Origin of the sequence: Azospirillum sp. TSO22-1, from assembly GCF_003116015.1 — a bacterium.
Lineage (GTDB): Bacteria > Pseudomonadota > Alphaproteobacteria > Azospirillales > Azospirillaceae > Azospirillum.
On the sequence record NZ_LGQZ01000026.1, the window covers coordinates 1 to 18,883 of the forward strand.

General features: G+C 73.2%; 14 protein-coding genes. 9 read left to right on the forward strand and 5 right to left on the reverse strand.

Annotated elements, in window-relative coordinates:
- Positions 1–220 precede the first annotated feature (220 nt).
- Positions 221–616, reverse strand: coding sequence for a phosphoribosyl-ATP diphosphatase (gene hisE, locus TSO221_RS07280; protein WP_109117820.1), 396 nt, complete (start codon positions 614–616; stop codon positions 221–223).
- Between the two features lie 167 nt (positions 617–783).
- On the opposite strand from hisE, the gene TSO221_RS07285 reads away from it, so the two are divergent.
- Together TSO221_RS07285 and TSO221_RS07290 are read left to right on the forward strand one after the other, a co-directional pair.
- Entirely contained in the window at positions 784–1,425 is a 642-nt protein-coding gene (locus TSO221_RS07285) for a DUF47 family protein (RefSeq protein ID WP_158284019.1), read from the forward strand.
- A 16-nt stretch (positions 1,426–1,441) separates the two neighbouring features.
- Positions 1,442–2,449 carry an inorganic phosphate transporter gene (locus TSO221_RS07290; RefSeq protein ID WP_109117822.1) on the forward strand — a complete coding sequence of 336 codons (1,008 nt, stop codon included), beginning with the start codon at positions 1,442–1,444 and terminating at the stop codon, positions 2,447–2,449.
- Between the two features lie 13 nt (positions 2,450–2,462).
- Here the strand turns inward: TSO221_RS07290 and TSO221_RS07295 are convergent, their stop codons facing one another.
- Complete coding sequence (locus tag TSO221_RS07295; protein ID WP_109117823.1) at positions 2,463–5,390, reverse strand: PAS domain-containing protein; 2,928 nt, start codon at positions 5,388–5,390, stop codon at positions 2,463–2,465.
- Between the two features lie 304 nt (positions 5,391–5,694).
- Between TSO221_RS07295 and TSO221_RS07300 the strand changes: the two genes are divergently transcribed.
- Together TSO221_RS07300 and TSO221_RS07305 are read left to right on the forward strand one after the other, a co-directional pair.
- Entirely contained in the window at positions 5,695–6,666 is a 972-nt protein-coding gene (locus tag TSO221_RS07300) for an amidoligase family protein (RefSeq protein WP_109117824.1), read from the forward strand.
- Positions 6,667–6,677: 11 nt separating this feature from the next.
- Positions 6,678–7,370: a gamma-glutamyl-gamma-aminobutyrate hydrolase family protein gene (locus tag TSO221_RS07305; RefSeq protein WP_109117825.1), complete on the forward strand. Its 693-nt coding sequence runs from the start codon at positions 6,678–6,680 to the stop codon at positions 7,368–7,370.
- Between the two features lie 81 nt (positions 7,371–7,451).
- On the opposite strand, the gene TSO221_RS07310 is transcribed toward TSO221_RS07305, so the two are convergent.
- A complete protein-coding gene (locus tag TSO221_RS07310; RefSeq protein WP_109117826.1) occupies positions 7,452–8,009 on the reverse strand; it encodes a hypothetical protein in 558 nt (185 codons plus the stop codon).
- 249 nt (positions 8,010–8,258) lie between these two features.
- On the opposite strand from TSO221_RS07310, the gene TSO221_RS07315 reads away from it, so the two are divergent.
- Positions 8,259–10,016, forward strand: a complete 1,758-nt coding sequence (locus TSO221_RS07315) for an ABC transporter ATP-binding protein (RefSeq protein WP_109117827.1) — start codon at positions 8,259–8,261, stop codon at positions 10,014–10,016.
- Between the two features lie 7 nt (positions 10,017–10,023).
- Here TSO221_RS07315 and TSO221_RS36330 read toward each other — a convergent pair whose 3' ends face one another.
- A complete protein-coding gene (locus TSO221_RS36330) occupies positions 10,024–10,542 on the reverse strand; it encodes a DUF4398 domain-containing protein (RefSeq protein WP_109117828.1) in 519 nt (172 codons plus the stop codon).
- A 72-nt stretch (positions 10,543–10,614) separates the two neighbouring features.
- Positions 10,615–11,214: a DedA family protein gene (locus TSO221_RS07325; protein WP_109117829.1), complete on the reverse strand. Its 600-nt coding sequence runs from the start codon at positions 11,212–11,214 to the stop codon at positions 10,615–10,617.
- Between the two features lie 169 nt (positions 11,215–11,383).
- Here TSO221_RS07325 and TSO221_RS07330 point away from each other — a divergent pair, with 169 nt between their 5' ends.
- From TSO221_RS07330 to TSO221_RS07345, 4 genes are all read left to right on the forward strand, one after another.
- A complete protein-coding gene (locus tag TSO221_RS07330; RefSeq protein ID WP_109117830.1) occupies positions 11,384–12,061 on the forward strand; it encodes an NnrU family protein in 678 nt (225 codons plus the stop codon).
- A 6-nt stretch (positions 12,062–12,067) separates the two neighbouring features.
- A complete protein-coding gene (locus tag TSO221_RS07335) occupies positions 12,068–12,859 on the forward strand; it encodes a DUF2249 domain-containing protein (RefSeq protein ID WP_109117831.1) in 792 nt (263 codons plus the stop codon).
- Positions 12,860–12,996: 137 nt separating this feature from the next.
- Positions 12,997–18,576 carry an AAA family ATPase gene (locus TSO221_RS07340; RefSeq protein WP_109117832.1) on the forward strand — a complete coding sequence of 1,860 codons (5,580 nt, stop codon included), beginning with the start codon at positions 12,997–12,999 and terminating at the stop codon, positions 18,574–18,576.
- Positions 18,577–18,634: 58 nt separating this feature from the next.
- Positions 18,635–18,823 carry a hypothetical protein gene (locus TSO221_RS07345; protein ID WP_109117833.1) on the forward strand — a complete coding sequence of 63 codons (189 nt, stop codon included), beginning with the start codon at positions 18,635–18,637 and terminating at the stop codon, positions 18,821–18,823.
- Positions 18,824–18,883: the final 60 nt, after the last annotated feature.

Genomic DNA, 18,883 nt, shown 5'->3' on the forward strand with positions numbered 1-18,883 from the left:
TCTCCGAGCTGCGCACCCAGGCCAACGTCGACCTCGCCATGCTCGCCGTCGCAAACCGCCAGCTCAGGGGGTTGACGGCGGGCTGACGCCTGGCCCTCCCCCAGCCCCGCTGGGGGAGGGTTGGGTGGGGGCTCCGGCTATGGTGCAGGCGTTGAGTCTCGTGCGCGCCGCTGCCCCCACCTAACCTCCCCCGCCGGAGGCGGGGGAGGAACTTGGTTCGTCACTTCCCCTTGCGCGCCTTCTTCGGCCGCGCCGCCGCCGGAGCCGCCGCCGGGGCCGGGGCGCCCTCGTCCTTGAGCAGCTTCTCGGCGATGCCGTAGGTCAGCTCGCGCCGGCGCAGCTCGGCCCACACGACATCCGGCTTGATGCCCAGGTCCACCCACAGCGCCACGAGGTGATAGAGCAGGTCGGCGCTCTCCATCACCACGGCGTGCCTGTCGCCGCGCATCGCCTCGATGACCACCTCGACCGCCTCCTCACCGAGCTTGGAGGCCACCTTGCGGCTGCCCTGGGCGAACAGCTTGGCGGTGCGCGAGGCCTTGGCGTCGCCCTTGCGGCGGGCCACGATGCCCTCGTGCAGCGAGCGCAGGACGTCGATGCCGATGTAGTGAACCATCACGCCCCGCCCTTCCGATTCGCCGCCGGCACCCGGCGCGGATTGCCGCACCCGTTGCAACACTTGCGTCATAAATACGTCATGCATCTGGCGGGCACCATCATCCGATGCTACACCACCGCCGCCGAAGCCGGACCGCCCGCCCAGACCGCCTGCAAGGACACGCCATGCTTCTCCGCCTGTTCCGCGCCCTGATGCCCAGGGAAGAGAAGTTCATCGACCATTTCTGCGAGCATTCCGAGCGGATCATGGAGGCGGCCGACGCCCTGCACGACCTGCTGGACCCAACCGGCGACCGGCAGGCGGCGTTCGAGCGCATCCTGGCGGCCGAGCACGCCGCCGACCAGGTCACCAAGCGCACGCTGCAGGCGATCCACCGCACCTTCATCACCCCCTTCGACCGCTCGGACATCCACGCGCTGATCACCGCCATGGACGACACCGTCGACTTCATCGAGGAGGCGGCCCAGCGCATCATGATCTACGGCGTCACCGAGTTCACCCCGGAGATGCGCCAGATGGCCGACGCCGCCCGGCAGTGCGCCAGGCTGCTGCGCGAGGGCGTGCCGCTCCTCGGCTCCATCAACAAGAACGTGATGCATCTGCAGCGCATGAGCGTGGAAATTTCACGCATCGAGGGGGAAACCGACACGCTGCTGCGCGCCTGCCTGTCGCGGCTGACCGCCGGCGAGCACGACCCCAAGCGCTTCGTGATCCTCAAGGAGATCTATGAGCTCCTGGAGGAGATCGTCGACCACTGCGACGACGTGACCAACGTCGTCGACGGCATCGTCATCGAACAGGTCTGAGCGGGAGCCCCCATCCATGGACGTCATGACGATCGCCATGCCGGCGCTGGTCGGCCTCATCGCGCTGGCGCTGTTCTTCGACCTGATCAACGGCATGCACGACGCCGCCAACTCCATCGCCACGGTGGTGTCGACGCGCGTGCTGGCACCGCGCTACGCCGTGGCCTGGGCCGCCTTCTTCAACTTCATCGCCTTCCTGTTCTTCGGCCTGCACGTCGCCAACACCATCGGCACCGGCATCGTGTCGCCGAAGCTGGTGGACGGCGGCGTGATCTTCGGCGCGCTGGTCGGGGCGACGGGGTGGAACCTGATCACCTGGTGGCTGGGGCTGCCCTCCTCCAGCTCGCACGCGCTGATCGGCGGCTTCGCCGGCGCCGGCATGGCCAAGGCGGGGTTCAGCGCCATCGTCTGGAACGGCTTCGGCAAGACCGCCGCGGCCATCGTGATCTCCCCGCTGGTCGGCTTCCTGCTGGCGCTGCTGCTGGTGCTGGCGGTGTCGTGGATCTTCGTGCGCTCGACGCCCTTCTCGGTGGACCGGCGCTTCCGCCAGCTGCAGTTCGTCTCCGCCTCGCTCTACTCGCTCGGGCACGGCGGCAACGACGCGCAGAAGACCATGGGCATCATCGCCGTGCTGCTGTACTCGCAGGGCCTGCTGGGCGAGACCTTCCACGTGCCGTTCTGGGTGGTGCTGGCCTGCCAGGCGGCGATGGGCGCCGGCACGCTGATGGGCGGCTGGCGCATCGTCAAGACCATGGGCTCGAAGATCACCGACCTGAAGCCGATGCAGGGCTTCTGCGCCGAGACCGGCGGCGCCATCACGCTGTTCATGGCGACCTACCTCGGCATCCCGGTGTCGACCACCCACACCATCACCGGCGCCATCGTCGGCGTCGGCGCGGCGCGCAAGGCCTCGGCGGTGCGCTGGGGCATCGCGGGCAACATCGTCATCGCCTGGATCATCACCATCCCGGCGGCCGGCCTGACCGGCGCGCTGGCGTACTGGGCACTGCGGCTGGTGGCGTAGGGACCCGCCGTCCTCACGCCCCGCCGACCACCTGGCGCAGCTCGCTGGGCAGCACCGGCTTGTGCAGCAGGCGGTAGCCGTTGCGCTCCGCCTCGGCAAGCCGCTCGGGCGAGGCGTCGCCGGTCAGGATGACGCCGGGGACGTCATGGCCGACGCGCTCCTGGATGGCGCTCAGCGCCTCCGGTCCGGTGCGGCCGTGCTGGAGCTGGTAGTCCGACAGCAGCAGGCGCGGGCGCCGGCCGTCCTTCTCCAGCAGCGACAGCGCCTGGTCGCCCGACCGCGCCGCCAGCACGTCGTAGCCCCAGCCCTCCAGCATCGCCTTGAGGCCGAGCAGGATGATCGCCTCATCGTCGATCACCAGCACGACGTCCTTCGCCGGGTCCTGCACGGGCGCGTCGTTGGCCGGGCGGCCGAGGTCCACCGTCGGCGCCGGCGCGCCGGCGCGCGGCAGCTCGACCGCGAAGACCGAGCCGCGCCCGGCCACCGAGCGCACCGTCACCCGGTGCTCCAGCAGCCGCGCCAGCCGCTGCACGATGGCAAGGCCGAGGCCGAGGCCGCGCTCGGTCCGGGTGTCGTTCACCTGGGTGAACTCCTCGAAGATCGCGTCGATCTTGTCGGCGGGGATGCCGATGCCGGTGTCCCACACCTCCAGCCGCACGGTGCCGCCGGCGCGCCGGGCGCCGAGCAGGACGCGGCCCGAACGCGTGTACTTCAGCGCGTTCTCGATGAGGTTGCGCAGGATGCGGTCCAGCAGCGCCGGGTCGCTGGTCACCCAGGCGCCGCTGCGCACCACGCGCAGCTCCAGCCCCTTCTGCCGGGCGCGCGGCCCGTATTCGGCGGCCAGCTTGCCGATCACGTCGTCCAGGCGCAGCCGCACCGGCACCGCGCTGATCCGGCCGGACTCCAGCCGCGCCATGTCGAGCAGGCTGTCCAGCAGCGTCTTCAGCGTGTCCAGCGACTGCCGCATGTTGTCGAGCAGCGGCAGCGTCGGATGGCCCTTCAGCCGCTCGCCCAGCGCCGCGGCGAACAGGAACAGCGACTGCACCGGCTGCCGCAGGTCGTGGCTGGCGGCGGCGAGGAACTTCGACTTGGCCTCGTTGGCCTGCTCGGCCGCCACGCGCGCCTGGCGCAGCGCCTCGGCGTCGCGATGCCGCTCGGTGACGTCGAAAGCCGAGCAGGTGACGCCGACGACGGCGCCCGACGCGTCGCGGGTCGGATCGACGACCAGGTCGAACACCATGTCGCGGCCGTGCAGGCAGATGCGCACCTCCTTGCGGGCCGGCTCGCCGGTCTCGACCACCCGGCGCTTGATGGCGGTGAGCGCCGCGGTGTCCTCCGGGCGGTCGAAGATGGTGTCGTCGGTGCGGCCGATGATGCGCTCCGGCTCCAGCAGCACCGGGTTGGCGATCCAGGTGTAGCGCAGGTCGCGGTCCATGCTGAACACCACGGCGCCGGAGTTGGTCAGCGCTGTGCGGAAGCGCTCCTCGGTGGTGCGCAGCGCCGCCTCCGTGCGCTTGCGCTCGGTGATGTCGATGCCCGAGGCGATCAGGTGCTCGACCCGGCCGTCGGCGGACCGCATCGGCGTCAGCGTGATGTCCACCGTCACCGTCCGGCCGCCGGGCAGCCGCACCGCGCTGTCGAACCGCGACGGCATGCCGGCCGCGGCGGCGTCGATGGCGGCGCGCAGGCGCACCTGCACCGGGCGGTCCTCGGCCCAGCAGCGGATGCGGTCGAGCGGGCGGCCGACGACCTCGTCCGCGGTCAGCCCGCCGGCGGACAGCGCCGCCCGGTTGACGTGCAGGACGGCGCCGTCCGGCTTCAGCACCGCGATGAACACCGGCAGCCCGTCGAGCACGGCGCGCAGGTGCCGCTCGTTGCCGCGCAGCGCGGTCTCGCGGGCCTCCAGCGCCTCGGCCATGTCGTCGAAGGCGCGGCCCAGCTGGCCGAGCTCCGATCCGCCGTCGCGCAGGTCGGCGCGGCCGGCGGAATGGCCGTCGCGCCAGCCCTGCACGGCGCGCATCAGCGCCGCCACCGGCCGGCGGACGAACAGCGTGCCGCCGCCCCACGCCGCCAGCATGGCGATGACCAGCCCGACCACCGTCATCACCACGCCTTCGACCGTGGTGCGGTCGATGCGCGCCATGGCGGCGTCGCGGTCGATGGCGACGGCGACGAACAGGTCGTGCACGCCGTCGCGCACCGGTGAATGGGCGACCACCCGCGTGGTGCCGTCGGCGTCCGCCACCTCCGCCACACCGGGATCATTGGCGCGCAGCAGCGGACGCAACGCCTCGGGCAGCGGGCTTCCACCAAGCCGCCCGGTGTCCGGCGCCTGCACCAGCACCGTGCCGTTGCGGTCGGCCAGCGTCAGCCGCACGTCGCCGGACAGCCGCCGCCCGGCCAGGCTGTCGGCCAGCCAGCGCAGATCCAGCGTCACCAGCACGGCCCCGCCGATCTCCCCGTTGCCGTCGACGTAAGGCATGCCGAAGGACAGCACCGGCTCGCCATCCAGCGGCCACTCCATCCACTCGCCGGGGGTGAAGCGGCCCTCGTCCATGGCGCGCTTCAGCACCGGCAGGCCTGCCAGCGAGCGTCCGGTCATCTCCGGCGCGCCGCTGCACAGCACCTTGCCCGCAGTGTCGGTGACGCTCACCGTCTGGCGGTCGAGGGCACGGCGCGACAGGCGGATCAGGTACTGCTCGCACCGCAGGTATTCGTCGGTGCGCACGAAGCTGGCCTCCGCCACCGCGATGGCGAGCTGGCGCACGCCCTCGAACAGGCGCTCCTGCTCGCCCTCGACGAGCTGCATCAGGCGCACGGCCTCGGCGCTCACCTCCTGCGCCCGCTCCGCCCGCAGGCGGACGACGCTGTAGGCCTGGATGCCGATCGCCGGCAGAACCGCAATGAGCACCAGGACGAAGAGGCGGGCGAGAAGCGACATCGGGCGGCGTTCTCCAGGGGCGAAGAGGGCCTTCCGCACTTCGCCGGACGCTGCTCGTCCTAAACGAACATGGTTAAATCACCGTTAATCTGCTGCGGCTAAATTTGACGTATTATGTATTCATCCAATCCATTCTGAAAATCCAGCAGAGACACCTGCAGACCAATACATCTGATTTTCTTAACGAAAACGCTTTAATTGCAAGAAGCAGCGCATTTGGATTACCCCGCAAGGCGAGAACACGAGGCAACGTGCGATGGCGGATGCGGAACCGCGACCGCAAGGCCGGTGTTGTTCCGAGGTCATGACCACCTCCCTGTTGATGCCCCCGCGCCTGACGGCACCCGACGGCTCGCCCCGCCGCGTCGGAGTCGAGCTGGAATTCGCCGACCTCGACGCGCCGAGCGCCGCCCGCCTCGTCCGCGACCTCTACGGCGGCGAGATCGCCATGGAGAACCCGCACCGCTGCCGCGTGCGCGGCACGCGGCTGGGCGACTTCACGGTGGAGCTGGACATGCGCTCCGCCCACCCGCCGAAAACCGAGGGCGAGCCCGGCGCGCTGGACGCCCTCCTGGAGAGGTTGCGGCCGCTGTGGGGCAGCATCGGCAGCCTGGTCATGCCCTTCGAGATCGCCGCCCCGCCGGTGCCGTTCGAGCGGCTGCCGGAGCTGGAGGCGCTGGTCGACGGCCTGCGCGAGCGCGGTGCCGCCGGCACCGGGGCGAGCCCGCTGTTCGCCTTCGGCCTGCACTTCAACCCGGAGGTGGCGGCGGCCGACGCCGGCTACGTGGTCGACCACCTGAAGGCCTTCCTGATCCTGGCGCCGTGGCTGCGCGCGCAGATCCGCATCGACCCGACCCGGCGCATCACCGGCTTCATCGCCGCCTTTCCGGTGCCGTACGCGGCCAAGGTCGTCGATCCCGCCTACCGGCCGGACATGGACACGCTGGTCGCCGACTACCTGGACGCCAACCCGACCCGCAACCGCGAGCTGGACCTGTTCCCGCTGTTCGCCCACCTCGACCCCGAGGCGCTGTCCGCCAGGATCAGGGATCCGCACGTCCGGCCCCGGCCGACCTTCCACTACCGCCTGCCCAACGCGCGCGTCGGCGAGCCCGGCTGGTCGCTGGCGCAGGACTGGAACCGCTGGGTGGCGGTGGAGGAGCTGGCCGCCGACCGCGCGCGGCTGGACGCGCTGGGCACCGCGTTCCGCGACTACGCCGCGCGCCGGAAGCTGGACGACTGGGCGTCCGAGGCCGGCCAGCGGCTGGCCGGCTGAGGGATTGCCGCATGGCCCGGCCGCTCATCGGCATCACCGCCTCGGCGCGCGGCGCGCGCATCAGCTCCTGGGCCAACCGCATGGCGGTGTGGCGGGCCGGCGGCCGCTCGGTGCGCATCACCAGCCTGGAGCCGTTCCCCATCGACCAGCTCGACGGGCTGGTGGTCGGCGGCGGCGACGACATCGACACCGCGCTGTACGGCGAGGCCGCGCAGCCGAAGATCCGCATCGACCCGGAGCGCGACCGGCTGGAGCTGCAGGCGCTCGACGTCGCCGAGGCGCGCGGCATGCCGGTTCTGGGGATCTGCCGCGGCTCGCAGATGATCAACGTGCACCGCGGCGGCTCGCTGCACGTGGACATCCACGAGGTCTACGAGGAGGCGCCGCGGCTGCGCACCGTGCTGCCGCGCAAGCGCGTCTCCATCGTGCCGGACAGCGGGCTGTACCGCATCCTCGGCATCTCGGAATGCCGGGTGAACGCGCTGCACCATCAGGCGGTGAACCGGCTGGGCGAAGCCATCAGCGTGGTCGCGCGCGAGCGCTCGGGCGTCGTCCAGGGCATCGAGGCGGAGGGGGCACGCTTCCTGGTCGGCGTGCAGTGGCACCCGGAGTACCTGGTCGCCGACCCGCGCCAGCAGAACCTGTTCCGCACCCTGGTCGAGGCCGCCAGGGGCCGCCCGGTGTTCGAGCTGCTGGCGGCTTGAGGTTCTTTCCTTATCCGCAAAAACGCGACGGGCGCGTCCGGAGGGATGGCTCCGGACGCGCCCGTGCGTGCACTGCAGCCCTTACTTCGGGCCCGCGCCCGGACGGCAGTCCGGCGTGCCCGGCGGGCAGTGCGTGCCGGTGGCGCGCTGGGCGGCCTGCGGCGAACGGCTGGGCTTGGTCTGCGCCGACTTGGTGGTCGTCGAGCCGCTGACCGCGCGGTCGCCGCTGGAGCCGGCGCTGCCCTTCTTCAGCGTGTCGTACTCGCGGCCCTGGCCCGGCGCGGTCGCGTCGCTGCGGCCATCCGGCGAGCCGCTGGTCGACAGCTCGCCGGGGTTCTTCGCGGTGCCGCGCTCGGTGTAGGCACCCGACGCGCCCGAGCCGGCGGTGGTGCCGCCCGGGTTGCCGGCCGACCAGTTGCGGTCGGTGGTGACGCCCGCCGTGCCCGGCGTCATCGTGGACTTGCCGGCGCGCGGCGCGGTGGTGTTCATATCGGTGCTGCCGCCGCCCGTGTTGCCGGTCGCGCCGGACGACGCGCCCGCACCGCCAGTCCCTCCGGCACCGCCGCTCGCATCTTGAGCCATGGCCGTCCCGGTCACCAGCGCCAGCGCGGCGACGGTACCGATCAGAAACTTACGCATCCTCTCTCTCCGATCCCTGTTTTCAGACATGCCGCGGCCGTGCCGCGGTCGGAGGCCGCGCGCCAAGGGGGCTGCGCCGCCATCCGTCACCGGATAAACACCCAAGGCCGCGAAACGTGCCGCCGCGACTCGAAACTCCTCCCCGCGCCCGAAAATTGACACCGGTCCGGCACCGTCGCGGTAAAGGCCGCTTAACCGCCGCGGCCTAGCCTGCGCGGCCGTACCCCACGCATCCCCCCGGACCCCGACATGAGCACCCCCAAGCTCGGCGGCATCGCCCGGCTCTACGCGACGTTCTGGCGCCACACGGCCGGCGCGCGCGGCCTGCTGGCGACGTTCCTGGCGCTGCTGTTCGTGGCGCAGGTCGTGCGCCTCGCCATCCCCTGGTTCTTCGGCGAGGCGGTGAACGCGCTGCAGGATGCCGCCGCGCAGGATCTGCGCACCGCCGGCGGCTATATGGCGGCGACGCTGGGCGCGGCGGTGCTGGCCTGGGCGCTGCACGGGCCGGGGCGGGTGATCGAGCGCTTCGTCGCCGTGCGCGCCCGCGCCCGCTTCGCCGACGCGCTGTACGCCCGCCTGACCGCGCTGCCGCTCGGCTGGCACGAGCGCCACCACTCCGGCGAGACGATCCAGCGCATGGGCAAGGCGACGTCCGCGCTGTTCGGCTTCGCCCAGCACCAGTTCGTCTATCTGCAGAACGTCGTCTCGGTGGTCGGGCCGATCGTCGCGCTGTTCGTCGTCTCCACGGCGACGGGCGCGGTGGCGCTGGCCGGCTACGCCACGGTGGTGGCGGTGCTGGTGCGCTTCGACGGCACCATGGTCCGCCTGCTGGAGCAGGAGAACCGCGCCGAGCGCCGCTACGTGGCCGAGTTGGTGGACTGCCTGGGCAACATCGCCACGGTGCTGACGCTGCGCCTGCAGGCGGCGACGCGGCGCGTCGTCGGCGAGCGGCTGGCCGCGGTGTTCGTGCCGCTGCGCCGCCACGTGGTGGTCAACGAGGCGAAGTGGTGCGCCATCGACCTCGCCAACAACGCGCTGCGCACCGGGCTGGTGGTGCTGTACGCGTGGCTGGCGTGGCGCGAGGGCGGCGTGGTGCCGTTGGGCACCGCGGTGATGGTGCACCAGTACGCCCAGCAGGTCGGCACCGTCGTCGGCTCCATGGCGACGCACTGGCAGGAGCTGGTGCGCCACACCGCCGACGTGGCCGGCGCCGACGCCATCCTCGACGCCCAGCCGCGCCCCGGCGCCGGGGCCGCCCCGCTGCCCGAGGACTGGCGCGTCGTCGCGGTGCGCGGCCTGGAGTTCCGCTACGGCGCCCGCGCCGCGCTGTCCGGCGTGGAGCTGGATCTGGTGCGCGGCGAGCGGGTGGCGCTGGTCGGCGAGAGCGGGTCGGGCAAGAGCACGCTGCTGCGCGTGCTGTCCGGCCTCTACGAGGCGGAGCGCGTCGACATCGCCGTGGACGGCGCCGGGCGCCCCGACCTGCGCGACCTCGGCGGCATCGCCACGCTGGTGCCGCAGGATCCGGAGATCTTCGAGAGCAGCATCCGCCAGAACATCACCATGGGCATCGACTACCCCGAGCCGGAGGTGCTGCGCGCCTGCCGGCTGGCGCAGCTGCTGCCGGTGGTCGAGCGGCTGCCGGCCGGCCTCGACACGGTGATCAGCGAGCGCGGGCTGAACCTGTCGGGCGGGCAGAAGCAGCGCCTCGCGCTGGCGCGCGGCATCCTGGCCTCACGCGCCTCCAGCCTGATCATGCTGGACGAACCGACCAGCAGCATGGACCCGTCCACCGAGCTGACGGTCTACCGCGGCCTGCTGGACGAGTTCCCGGACGCCTGCGTCGTCTCGGCGGTGCACCGGCTGCACCTTCTCAAGCACTTCGACCGGGTGGTGCTGATGGCGGACGGGCGGCGCGTCGACGCCGGCACGCCGGACGAGCTGCTGGTGCGGCAGCCGGCGTTCCAGGCGATGTGGCGCCACTACCACGGCGCGCCGGCCGCCGCCTGAAGCACCGTCAGCGCGGCACGCCGACGCTGACGCTCTTGCCCGCCCCGACCGAGGTGGTGCTGTCGGGCGTCCACGCCGGCATCGGACCGGTGACCGTGGTGGTGGTGGTGGAACCGCTCGGCTGGCCCCCCTGCGGACTCCACGAGGTCGGACCGCCGTAGGCCTGCGGCGCGCCGGGCACCGTGGTGGTGACGGTGGTCGAGCTGCCGGCCAGCGGCACCGGCAGCGAGCCCTGGGCCATCGCGGTCTGCGTCTTGGTGGTGGCGAGGTCGGCGGCGGCCTGCGCCTCCTCGGCGAGGCGGCGCGCCTCGGTCCGGCTGTCGGCGCGCATCGCCGCGTCGGCCGCGGCCATCTTGGCGCGCGCAGTCTGCAGCTCGACCGGCGCGTACACGGCGGCGCCGGCGCGCTCGGCGGTCAGGATGGCCTGGCTGGAGGCGCCCATCTGCGCGGTGGGCGGGGGAATGTCGTTCACACAGGCGACGAGACCGAACGACATCAGGGCGGCGGCGAACGCAGCGCGGGTCATGGCGGGGCTTCCTTCTCGACGGAACGGCCGAACAACGCGCCCCAGCAACGCCCTGGGTCGGGCGAATGTTCCTCAAGCACTCCCCCGGTGCCGGACGACGCGGACCACGTAGCCGACCAGCACCGCCGCCACCATGGCCAGCGCCGCCGGCACCACACAGTCGGCCAGCTGCGGAAAGCCCGAGCGCACCAGGTACCCGGTCACCGCCAGGGCCGACACCTGCACGCACGAGCCCGCCACGGCGTACAGGAAGAACGGCGCCGGCGGCAGCCCGCACGCCCCGGCCGGGATCGAGATCAGCGTGCGCAGCCCCGGCAGCGGCTGGCACAGCAGCACGGCGATGCCGCCGCGCCGGGCGAACCAGTCGGTCGCCCGCTCCACCTGCTCCGGCTTCACAGTGATCCAGCGGCCGTGCCGGTGCAGGAAGGCGACGAAGCGCTCACGCCCGAGCAGGCGGCTCGGCAGGTACCAGAACAGCTCGCCCACCGCCGAGCCGAGCCCGCCGGCCAGGATCACCCCGGCGAGGCTGAACGACCCGGTCGCCGCCCCCATGCCAGCCAGCGGGATCACCGTCTCCGCCGGCACCGGCGGCACGACGCGGGCGAGCACCAGCAAGAGGAAGATCCCCCCGTAACCAAGCTCCGCCACGATTCCGGTGACCCATTCGGTCATGCGCGCTCCCAAAAAGCCCCTCTCCCGCGAGGGGAGAGGGGCTTTTACGGCTGCCCGAGGGGGAACCCCCGGGCAAGGCCGCCGGTTCCGTTCGCTGCCGGCCAACTTGACCATCATCAAGACGCGCCACCCCGGTTCCATGCTGTACAGTGCGGACGGAGATTGACCGATGCCGACCCTCCTGTACCTCGCCTCCGCCGTTCTGCTGTTCCTCAGCCACGCCGTGCCCTCCTGGCCGGGGGTGCGGCCGGCGCTGCTCGGGCGGCTGGGGCGGCCGGGCTTCATGACGCTGCACTCGCTGCTGTCCATCACGACGCTGACGCTGTTCGTGCTGGCCTACCGCGGGGCCGACACCGCCGGCCACCTGTTCTTCCCCGCCGACGGCGCCGCCAAGCTGGCCGTCGCGCTGATGCCCGTCGCCTTCATCCTGATGGTGGCGCGGGTGACGACCAGGTTCGGCGAACCGGCGGCGCCCCGCCCGGCCGCCGGCATCTACCGCATCACCCGCTTCCCCGGCTCCATGGGGCTGCTGCTGTGGGCGCTGCTGCACCTGCAGGCGACCGGCGACGCGCGGCGCGTCATCCTGTTCGCGACCATGGCCGCCATCGCGCTGTTCGCCATGGTCAAGAACGACTGGGTGCTGCGCCGCTCCCCGGCGCCCAAGGCCGCCGCCTTCCGCGCCGGGACCGGCGCCGTGCCGTTCGCCGCCATCCTGTTCGGCCGCCAGCGCCTCGTCTTGGGCGAGATCGGGGTCGGGCGGGTGCTCGGCGGGCTGGCGCTGTACGCCGCCATCCTCCACGCCCATCCCCTGGTGTTCGGGGTGGACCCGCTCTACTGGCTGCCCTGAGGCCCCATGACGACGCTGACCGCCGACACCTCCCTCGCCCAGGCGCTGCGCGCCGACCCCGCCCTCGCCGACCGCCTCGCCGAGGGCCTCGGCCCCGACAACGCGCTGAGCCGGCTGCTCGACTCCGGCAACGTGCCGGCCGGGCGCATCCACCTCGCCGACGCCGCGGCCATCGCCGGGGTGCCGGTGGAGCGGCTGCTGGACCTGGCCGGCGCCGCGCCTGCCGCGCCGCCCGCGCCGGCAGCCCCGCCGGCCGCCAACGACTGGTTCGCGCAGGCCGAGCGGACCGGCGCCGCCACCGTGGACGTCCGCCCGATGCTGGCCGAGGGGCGCGACCCGTTCGCCGCGGTCGTGCAGGCGGCCGACGCGGTGCCGCCCGGCGGCTACCTGATCCTGGAGGCGCCGTTCGACCCGGCACCGCTGCGCCGCGTGCTGGCCGGCAAGGGCCTGATGTCGCAGGGCCGCCCGGCCGGGCCGGGGCACTGGCGCATCTGCTTCCACCGCGACGGCGGCCCGCCCGACGATTCGGAGATCGGCCTGCCCACCCTGCGCAAGCCGGGCGAGACGTGGCGCGAGGGCGACGTCGTGCACATCGAGGTGCGCGGCCTCGTCCCGCCCGGCCCGATGACCGCCGTGCTGCGCCTGATCGAGGCCGGTGCGGCGCAGGAGATCGTCGTGCACCACGACCGCGACCCGATGCTGCTCTACCCCGAGTTGGAGGAGCGCGCCTGGGAGTGCGTCCGCAAGACCACGCACGGCGACGAGATCCGCCTGCTGCTGCGCCCCATCGCGGACTGATGCGGCCGGCGGCGCTCACTGGACGTGATCATGCGCCGCCGGCAGGACCGGTCACACCAGCCCCCTGTTCCAACCCCCGATTGCCCCTGTATAGTCGTGTTCGCAGTCCGGGACGCAGAGCCCGGTGATATGGGGCGATGATGGCGGCGGGTTTCCAGGTGCAGGACGTGCTCTATCGCGGCACGCTGGTGACGGTGCTGCGCGCCCGCCGCACCGGGGACGGCGCCTCCGTCGTGCTGAAGCGCCTGGAACGCCCGCGCCCCGGCACCGCCGACGTGCCGCACTTCCGCCGCGAGGCCGAGATCGCCCGCCGCCTCGCCGGCCCTGGCATCGTCGCGGTGGACGGCGTCGAGGATTCGCCCGAGGGACTGATCCTGGTGATGCCGGACAGCGGCGGCGTCAGCCTCGACCGGCTGCTGGAGGACGGCCGCCTGGGCGTGCCGGAGACGCTGCGCATCGGCATCGCGGTGGCCGCGGCGCTGGGGCGCGTGCACGCCGCCGGCATGATCCACAAGGACGTCACACCGGCCAACATCGTCTGGAACCAGGCCACCGGCACGGTGGAGCTGATCGACTTCGGCATCGCCGCCGAGCTGGCCCGCGAATCCGCCGCCCCCGCCGACGTGCGCACGCTGGAGGGCACGGTCGCCTACATGGCGCCGGAGCAGACCGGGCGGATGAACCGCTCGGTGGACTGGCGGGCCGACTTCTACGGGCTGGGCGCCACGCTGTACCGGCTGCTGACCGGCCGGCCGCCGTTCGGCGACGCCGACCCGCTGGGCGTCGTGCACGGCCACATCGCCCGCACCCCGCCCACCCCGCACGCGCTGGAGTACGGCGTGCCGACCGCGGTCTCGGCGATCGTCATGAAGCTGCTGGCCAAGGACCCGGAGGCCCGCTACCAGAGCGCCGCCGGCCTGATCGCCGACCTGGAGGCCTGCGCCGCGGCGCTGGAGGCGGGCGAGCAGCCGAAGCTGGCCCTCGGCCGCCACGACCGCTCGGAGCGCTTCGCCGTCCCGGAGACGCTGTACGGCCGCGAGGCGGAGGTGGCGGCGCTGCTGTCCAGCTTCGGCCGGGTGGTGGAGGGCCGGGCCGAGCTGCTGCTGATCGCCGGGCCGGCCGGCATCGGCAAGTCGGCGCTGGTGCGCGAGGTGCAGAAGCCGATGACCGCGCTGCGCGGCTTCTTCGTCGAGGGCAAGTTCGACCAGATCAAGCGCACCATCCCCTACTCCGCCGTCATCCAGGCCTTCGACGCGCTGGCGCGCCAGCTGCTGGCCGGCAGCGAGACGGAGCTGGCCGAGCGCAAGGACGCGGTGCGCCGCGCCGTCGGCTCCAACGGCGCCGTGGTGACCGAGCTGATCCCCGCCTTCGCGCTGCTGCTGGGCGAACAGCCGCCGGTGCCGGAGCTGGCGCCCAGCGAGGCGGAGTTCCGCTTCCAGCTGACCTTCCAGAACCTCGTGGCGGCGCTGACCGGGCCGGAGCGGCCGTTGGTGCTGTTCCTCGACGACCTGCAATGGGCCGATCGGCCGTCGCTGGCGCTGCTGGAGAAGCTGATCGCCGACCCGGACATGAAGCACCTGCTGGTCATCGGCGCCTGCCGCGACGACGACGGCGAGGCCGCCCCGGCGCTCGCGCTGGCGACGCGGCTGAAGGACGGCGGCTGCCCGGTGGAGCGGCTGCGCGTCGGGCCGCTGACCGCCACCGACGTGCGCCGGCTGGTGGCGGAGACGACGCGCCGCGACGACGCGCGCGTGGACGAGCTGGCGGCGCTGTGCCGCGCCAAGACGCAGGGCAACCCGTTCTTCCTCGGCCAGTTCCTGCTGGCGATGCACGAGGAGGGGCTGATCGCCTTCGACCGGGCGCCGGGGCTGTGGACCTGGGACGCCGCGCGCATCGCCCAGCGCGACAGCACCGACAACGTGGTCGACCTGATGGTCGAGAAGATCCGCCGCCTCGAACCGGCGACGCGCGCGGCGCTGAGCATCGCCGCCTGCGTCGGCGGCCGGTTCGAGCTGGCCGACCTCGCCGCCGCCGGCGACGCCCCGGCGGCCGAGCTGGCCGCGGCGCTGGTGCCGGCGCTGCGCGAGGGGCTGGTGCTGCCGCTGGACGGCGCCTACCGCACCGTCGATGCCGGGCCGCGGGTGCGCTACCGCTTCCTGCACGACCGGGTGCAGCAGGCCGCCTATTCGCTAATCCCCGAAGGCGAGCGCGCCGCCGTGCACCTGCGCACCGGCCGCCGGCTGCTGTCCGGCACCCCGGACGCCGAGCGCTCGGAGGACCTGTTCGACATCCTCGACCACCTGAACCGCGCACACGCGCTGATCGGCGATGCCGGGGAGCGGCAGCGCATCGCCGCGCTGAACCTCGCCGCCGCGCGCCGCGCCCTGGCGTCCGGCGCGTCGGAGCCGGCGTTCGGCTACGGGCGCGCCGGGCTGGCGCTGCTCGGCGACGACCCGTGGACGGTGGACCACGCGCTGGCCCTGGCGCTGCACGAGGAGACCGCCGACGCCGCCGGCATGTGCGGCGAGGCGGCGCTGATGGGGCGGCTGTGCGCCGCCGCCCTGGCGCACGCCCGCGCCCCGCGCGAGACGATCCGCGCCCACCTGATCCGCGTCACCGCCCTGGTCGCCCGCGGCGAGGTCGCCGAGGCGACGGAGGCCGGGCTGGCGGCGCTGCGCTCGCTGGGCGTCACGCTGCCGGAGCGCGGCGGCAGGCTGGCCGCCGTGGCGACGCTGCTGCGCGGGCGGCTGATGCTGGCCCACCCGCCGGTGCCCCAGCCCTCGGCTTACGGCGGCGCCGACCTCAAGGCGCTGGCACGGCTGGTGTTCGTGGTGTTCGGCGGCGTGCTGTACGCCCGCAAGGACATGGCGGTGCCCATCGCCTTCCGCGCGGTGGAGCTGGCGCTGCGCTCCGGCGACCCGGCGATGCGGGTGGTGGCGCTGTCGGCCTGGGTGACGCTGTGCAGCTTCGCCGGGGCGTGGCGCGACGCGGTGAAGCACAGCCCCTGCGTGGACGAGGTGCTGGCGGCCGAGGGCTTCGGCGTCACGCCGCGGGTGGTGTTCGGCTTCCTCGCCTTCGGCTGGCACTGGGGGGAGCCGATCCCGGCGCTGCGCCCGCGCTTCCGCGCCGCCTACGAGCAGGCGCTGGCCGTCGGCGACCGCGACGGCGCCGGCTACCACCTGCTGCAATGGCTGCGCTGCGGCTGGCTGACGGGGGAGCGGCTGCCCGACTTCGCGGAGGACACCGCCGAGGTGAAGCGCCTGCTCCAGCGCATCGGCAACACCTTGCAGGCGAAGGTTCTCACCCTGTTCGAGCAGGCGACGGCCATCCTGCAGGAGGGCTCGGCGCAGCCCTCGCGCCTGCACGGCGCGCACATGGACGAGGACGCCACGCTGGCCGAGATGGAGGCCACCCGCAACGTCCTGATGCTGGCCAACGTGCACCTGATGAAGCTGCACCTGGCGGTGGTCTTCGGCACACCCGACGCCGCCCAGATCGCCACGGCGCTGACCCGCCACCTCGACCAGATCCGCGCCACCAGCGGCTACCCGCTGGCGCTGCTGCTGATGGCGCTGGCCGACCCGGCGCGCCTCCGGCACGCGCGGCGCCGCTTCCGCACGCTGGCGGCGCTCGGGCCGCGCAACCACCGCCACCGCCTGCTGCTGCTGGACGCCGAGCACCTGCGCCGGCGCGGCCGCGTGACGGCGGCCGAGCGCGCCTACGACGCCGCCATCGCCGCCGCCCGCGAGAACGGCTTCGTCGGCGAGGAGGCCATCGCCAACGAGCGCGCCGCCGCCTTCTACGAGGAGCGCGGGCGCGACACTCCGGCGCTGGCCTACCGGGCGCAGGCGCGCGACGGCTACGAGCGCTGGGGCGCCACCGCCAAGGTGCGCGAGCTGGAACGCCGCCACCCCGCCCTGCTGCGCGTCTGGCCGGGCGCCGGGCCGCTGTCGGGCACCTACACCACGACGTCCACCGTGCGCGACGCCGGCGGGCTGGACGTGGCGGCGATCCTGCGTGCGGCCGAGGCGATCTCCGGCGAGATCCGCCGCGACGCGCTGCTCGGCACGCTGATGCGCACGGTGCTGGAGACCGCCGGGGCGGTGCGCGGCGTGCTGCTGACGGGTGACGCCGAGGGAACCCTGCACGTCGCCGCCGAGGGCGACGCCGAGCGCGCCGCGTACCGCGCCCTGGCGCCCGAGCCGCTGGAGACCTCGGCGGAGGCGCGCGCGCCGGCCTCGCTGGTCGCCTACGTGACGCGCACGCGCGAGCCGCTGGTGCTGGCCGACGCCGCCGAGGACCCGCGCTTCGCCGGGGACGCGTACGTCGGCGCGCACGCGACGCGCTCCGTGCTGTGCCTGCCGCTGCTGCGCCAGGGGGCGCTGGTGGGCGTGCTGTACCTGGAGAACGACCTGACGCGCGCCGCCTTCGTCGCCGAGCGGCTGGAGGCGCCGCGGCTGCTGGCGGCGCAGATCGCCGCAGCACTGGAGAACGCCCGCCTCTACGACGAGCTGAACGCGCTGACCCGCGAGCTGGAGTTCCAGGTGGCCGAGCGCACGCGCGAGCTGCGCACCCAGTCGCAGCGCCTGCAGGCGACGCTGGCCAGCATGAGCGACGCGCTGGCGGTGTTCGACGCCGACCACCGGCTGCGCGTGTGGAACCGCCGGGCCGAGGCGATCTTCCCCTCCCTCGCCTTCCGCGAGGGGCTGCGCTACGAGGACATGCTGGCGGCGCTGGTGGCCGAGGGCACGGTGCGCGCCGACCTGCCCTTCGCCTTCGAGGCGGGGCCGGAGGAGATGGACCTGAGCAGCGGGCGCATCATCCAGGTGCGCCGCAACGTCATGCCGGACGGCGGCATGGTGCGCGTCTACCTGGACGTCACCGAGGACCGCCGGCGCGAGCGCGAGCTGCGCGCCGCCAACGAGCAGCTGGTCGCCGCGCAGACCCAGCTGGTGCAGTCGGAGAAGCTGGCCTCGCTGGGGCAGCTGGTGGCCGGCGTGGCGCACGAGATCAACTCGCCGCTCGGCGTGGCGCTGACCGGCGCCAGCTTCCTGGCCGGCGAGACCGAGCGCATCAAGGCCGCGGCGGGCGGCGGCACGCTCAAGCGCTCGGAGTTCCAGCAGTTCGTCACCGACGCCGAGGAGATCTCCTCGCTGCTCACCTCCAACATCGCCCGCGCGGCGGAGCTGGTGCAGAGCTTCAAGCAGGTGGCGGTGGACCAGACCAGCGACGACCGCCGCCGCTTCACGCTGAAGCCGCGGCTGGACGAGATCGTCTTCAGCCTGTCGCCGACCTGGAAGAAGCCCGGCCACCGCATCGAGCTGGACTGCCCGGACGGCATCGAGGTGGACGGCTACCCCGGCGTGCTGGCGCAGATCGTCACCAACCTGGTGGTCAACTCGGTGACGCACGCCTACCCGCCGGGGCGGACGGGGGTGATGCGGCTGTCCGTCACCCGCCCGCAGCTCGGCTGGGTCGAGCTGACCTACACCGACGACGGCCGCGGCATCCCGGAGGAGCACCGCGCCAAGGTCTTCGACCCGTTCTTCACCACCCGCCGCGGCGCCGGCAGCACGGGCCTCGGCCTGCACATCGTCTTCAACCTGGTGACCGCCAAGCTGGGCGGCAGCATCCGCCTGGACGCCGCCGAGGGCGGCGGCACCTGCTTCACCCTGCGCTTCCCGGCCACGGCGCCCGCCGAAGCCGTCCTCGCCTGAAACCCCGCCGCCCGTGCGCTGTTGCTCTCATGACGGGCAACGCAAGAGCGAGGACGACATGACCGACCAGCCCAAACCCCAGGAGCCGGTGCGCGGCCCCGGTTCCGGCATCCAGGTGCCCGACAGCGCCATCGAACGCCACCTGCGCGAGGCCGCCGACCACGTCAAGCCGGCCGAGGACTCACCGAGGAAGCGCCCCTCCGCCGACCGCGAGGAGATCGCGGAACCATGGAAGCCGGAGAGGTAACGAGCGCCCTGTTTGTCCTGAGCCGCTCCTTCGGGTAGTATGGCTGCGACGACCGGGAGC